Consider the following 3957-nt stretch of genomic DNA (forward strand, 5'->3'; position numbering starts at 1 on the left):
TGGGCAAGTAATCAATGAAATGGGATAACTCACCAGCCAGCCTTCTCAGAAGGCTGGCATCAAAGCCCCCTTATAGGGGGCAAAAGGCAAGTCTGCGTTCTAAGAACGCAGATTTTTACCAAGAACTTCTGAAGACCCCGCCAGAACGGCGGGGTTTTTTGTTTATACGGTATAATTTATCCAATGAAATTTGTAGACGAAGCCATCATCAAGGTGGAAGCAGGCGACGGCGGCAACGGTTGCGTCAGCTTTCGCCGCGAGAAATACATTCCCAAAGGTGGTCCCGACGGCGGAGACGGAGGTGATGGTGGCCATGTCATTCTGGTTGGTGATGAAGGCCTGAACACCCTGGTGGATTTTCGCCACAAGCGCCTGCATCGTGCAGAGCGTGGGCAGAATGGCATGAGCAGGCAGATGTACGGACACAAGGGAGCGACACTGTATGTGCGTGTGCCCGTGGGCACGCGGGTGCGGGATCTGGACACGGACGAAATCATCGGCGAAATCCTCGAGGAAGGCCAGGAGATGCTGGTGGCCCGGGGTGGCAAGCACGGGTTGGGCAACATCCACTTCAAGAGCAGTACCAACCGTGCGCCCCGTCAGTCCACCAATGGCACGCAGGGGGAAAAGCGCAATCTGAGCCTGGAGCTCATCGTGCTGGCGGATGTGGGTTTGCTGGGGATGCCCAACGCCGGGAAATCCAGTCTGATCGCGAAAATGTCCCATGCGCGGCCCAAGGTGGCGGACTATCCGTTTACCACGCTGTATCCCAATCTGGGTGTGGTCAACCTGGGTCAGGGGCGCAGCTTCGTGATCGCTGACATTCCCGGTGTTATCGAAGGGGCAGCGGAAGGCGCGGGCCTGGGGCTGCAGTTCCTGAAACACTTGTCCCGAACCCGCCTGGTACTGCATCTGGTGGATATTGCGCCCCTGGATGAGAACCTGAATCCTGCGGATGAAGTGCGCCAGCTGATCGCTGAAGTGGAGAAGTATGGTGGCGACCTGGCCGATCGCGAACGCTGGCTGGTGCTGACAAAAAAGGATCTGCTGCTGGATGAAGAGTTCGAAGAGAAAAAAGAGCGGCTTCTGGCCGAGCTTGACTGGAAAGGGCCGGTATTCGCGGTTTCCTCTGTGACCGGCGAAGGTGTGGACGAGCTTGCCCAGGCGCTGATGCGGCATATCGAATCGTTTGAAGAACCCTCTGAAGATGCCGAAGCAGAGGATGAGACACCCTACGACCCGACCCGGACCTGATGATAACGAGAGACAGCATTTCCAAAACCCGGCGCTGGGTCGTGAAGATCGGCAGCGCCCTGCTCACCGCTGAAGGCCGGGGACTGGACCGCGGTGCGCTGGGTAGCTGGGTGGATCAGATGGCCGACTGGCTGGAGCAGGGCAATGAGCTGGTGCTGGTTTCTTCCGGCGCCGTAGCCGAAGGCATGTGCCGCATGGGCTGGAACGAGCGGCCGGAAACCCTGCATGAACTGCAGGCAGCGGCAGCCATCGGCCAGATGGGCCTGGTGCAGGCCTGGGAAAGCTGTTTTCAGCGCCGGGGCCGTCATACCGCCCAGGTACTGGTCACCCATGACGACCTGTCCGACAGAAGGCGCTATCTGAACGCGCGCAGTACCCTGCAGACCCTTTTGTCCCTCGGTGTCGTGCCCGTGGTGAACGAAAACGACGTAGTAGCCAATGAAGAACTGCGTTTTGGGGACAACGATACCCTGGCTGCCCTGGTGGCCAACCTCATCGAGGCCGATCTGCTGGTGCTGCTCACTGATCAGGATGGACTTTTCGATGCGGATCCCCGCACCTCGCGGGATGCCAGGCTGATCGAACATGCCCGGGTCGATGATGCCCGTCTCGACGGCTTTGCGGGGGATTCTCGCGGAAATCTGGGCAGCGGTGGTATGCAGACCAAACTGCGGGCTGCCCGGCTGGCGGCCCGTTCAGGAACGGCAACCATAATCACTTCAGGCAAGGACAGTGAGGCCCTGAGGGGTATCGCAGCGGGAAAACAGCTGGGTACCCTGCTGGTACCCTCTCAGGAGCCGGATGCGGCGCGCAAGCGCTGGCTGGCGGCCCAGCTGCAGGCCCATGGCCAGCTGATCCTGGATGCCGGCGCCGTGAACAAGCTGCAACATGCCGGGTCCAGCCTGCTGGCCGTCGGCGTAACCGCGGTGGATGGCCGGTTTTCGCGGGGTGAGATGGTGCTTTGCCTCGATCCGCAGGGGCGGGAGGTGGCGCGGGGGCTCGTAAACTATTCGTCGGAAGAAGCGCGTAAAATTGCCGGGCGACCCAGCCAGGAATTTGAACAGATTCTCGGTTACATGGATGACGAAGAACTGATTCACCGGGACAATCTGGTCGTACTGTAGAAAATTTCTGATTCAGTGAATCCAGTCCCTTTTGCATGCCTGTCGATTCCCGGCTGGAGATTGTCTGGTGGAACCTGAACTGTACTATGGCCTCTATGCGCTGCTGGGTGCGTTCGCCGGTGTGCTTGCCGGCTTGATGGGTATCGGTGGTGGCCTGGTCATCGTGCCGGGCCTGCTGTTGCTCTTCCATCTGCAGGGATTCGATACGGCTTTCCTGTCCCATATTGCTATCGGCAGTTCCCTGGCCATCATCGTACCCACTGCGATCTCCTCTTTGTGGGCGCACCACAGGCGTGGTGCGGTGGACTGGCCGGTGGTGTTCGGGCTGGCCCCCGGCCTGATGCTGGGGGCATTGGCAGGTGCCTGGCTGGCATCGCAGTTCAGCACGGGTCTGCTGAAGGTGCTGTTCGGGACCTTCCTGCTGCTGGTGGCAGGTCAGATGCTGTCAGCTGTTGCACCCAAAACAGGATCTGCGCCACGGGGGCATCACCGTCTGTTCCTGCCCGTTGGTGCAGCGATCGGGACGGTATCGGGGCTGGTGGGTATCGGTGGTGGCACCATGACAGTGCCTTTCCTGGTCTGGCAGGGCAAGAGCCTGCCCGGGGCAGTGGCGACTTCGGCCGCATGCGGCCTGCCCATAGCCATCGCCGGTGCCCTGGGATTCATGCTCATGGGGCAGGGCCTGGGGACAGGCTTGTCCACTGGCTTTGTGTATTGGCCTGCTGTGATCGCCGTGGCGTTGTTTGCTGTACTGGCTGCGCCTCTTGGTGCACGATTGGCCCACAGTCTTCCTGTTTCGCTGCTGAAAAAAGGGTTTGCCCTGTTGTTGCTCGTGGTCGGGCTGCGCCTGATCCTTTTCAGTTGACGTTGGGATCCCAGAAATTGGGTGTGGTTTCAGGGGCGGGAGCAGGTGATTCACCGGCTGTGTTGAGGCGGAAGAACTGGATCACCCTGCCTTTCTTGTCCCGCAGGGCGAGCTGATTGTCCTGCATGCGAAACTCGAAATCCTGTACCTGTCCGGTGGTGGCATCCTTGAATCGCAGGTGTTCGGGAAGAACCTCAAGGTAGAAATCCCGGTACTGGTCGCGTGCCCAGTACATGCGCGCATACTGCTGTTTGATGGCCAGCAGTATGCGGTTCTGACTGGCCCAGGCGCCGTCCAGACTGCCGTCCGGCACCTGGCCCTGTGACAGGGAGGGCGAGGGAGCCGACGGGTAGGCAGGCAGGTATTTCCGGTACTGGGAAGGGTTGCCCGAGTGACCGATCTGTCCGGAGAAATCCTGGTACAGCTGCATCATTTCGAAGACATCCAGCATGGAGCGCATCATGTCCACAAAGGGATTGGCATTGTCCCAGTTACTGGCATTTGCCGGCCCGATGAACAGGAGCAGAACGAAGGTCTGGATGATCTTTTTCATGAAAATGACTACTGGTTGTTTTTTCCAATTATAGTTCAAGGGTCTAGAGTTTAGAGTAAGCAACATTGTTCCACCGTATATTTTCGGGTGAAATAAAGTTGCTATTTTGTTCATACTGCCCGTTAGAGCTTGTTCTATACGCTGATTGCTGCATCCTGCTC

The 3957-nt window shown here is 58.8% G+C and carries 4 protein-coding genes; 3 read left to right on the plus strand and 1 reads right to left on the minus strand.

Translation table 11 applies throughout. The features are described 5' to 3' along the window. Positions 1 to 183 precede the first annotated feature (183 nt). The 3 genes from cgtA (at position 184) to ACOCD2_RS13835 (ending at position 3243) form a co-directional block, all read left to right on the plus strand. Entirely contained in the window at positions 184 to 1254 is a 1071-nt protein-coding gene (gene cgtA, locus ACOCD2_RS13825) for an Obg family GTPase CgtA (RefSeq protein WP_293648662.1), read from the plus strand. After that, positions 1254 to 2378: a glutamate 5-kinase gene (gene proB / locus ACOCD2_RS13830; protein WP_293648659.1), complete on the plus strand. Its 1125-nt coding sequence runs from the start codon at positions 1254 to 1256 to the stop codon at positions 2376 to 2378. The genes cgtA and proB overlap by 1 nt, the downstream gene beginning before the upstream one ends. Positions 2379 to 2445: 67 nt before the next feature. Continuing rightward, positions 2446 to 3243: a sulfite exporter TauE/SafE family protein gene (locus ACOCD2_RS13835; protein ID WP_293648656.1), complete on the plus strand. Its 798-nt coding sequence runs from the start codon at positions 2446 to 2448 to the stop codon at positions 3241 to 3243. Here the strand turns inward: ACOCD2_RS13835 and ACOCD2_RS13840 are convergent. Next, positions 3236 to 3796 (minus strand): hypothetical protein, encoded by a 561-nt coding sequence (locus tag ACOCD2_RS13840; RefSeq protein WP_293648653.1) that lies wholly within the window; start codon positions 3794 to 3796, stop codon positions 3236 to 3238. The genes ACOCD2_RS13835 and ACOCD2_RS13840 overlap by 8 nt on opposite strands. Positions 3797 to 3957 lie beyond the last annotated feature (161 nt).

Source organism: Thiolapillus sp., assembly GCF_048562965.1.
Classification (GTDB): domain Bacteria; phylum Pseudomonadota; class Gammaproteobacteria; order Chromatiales; family Chromatiaceae; genus Thiolapillus; species Thiolapillus brandeum_A.

Excerpts from the sequence above, each read along its gene's own strand:
- proB (WP_293648659.1), top strand. The coding sequence starts at position 1,254 with ATGATAACGAGAGACAGCATTTCCAAAACCCGGCGCTGGGTCGTGAAG.
- ACOCD2_RS13840 (WP_293648653.1), bottom strand. The coding sequence starts at position 3,796 with ATGAAAAAGATCATCCAGACCTTCGTTCTGCTCCTGTTCATCGGGCCG.
- cgtA (WP_293648662.1), top strand. The coding sequence starts at position 184 with ATGAAATTTGTAGACGAAGCCATCATCAAGGTGGAAGCAGGCGACGGC.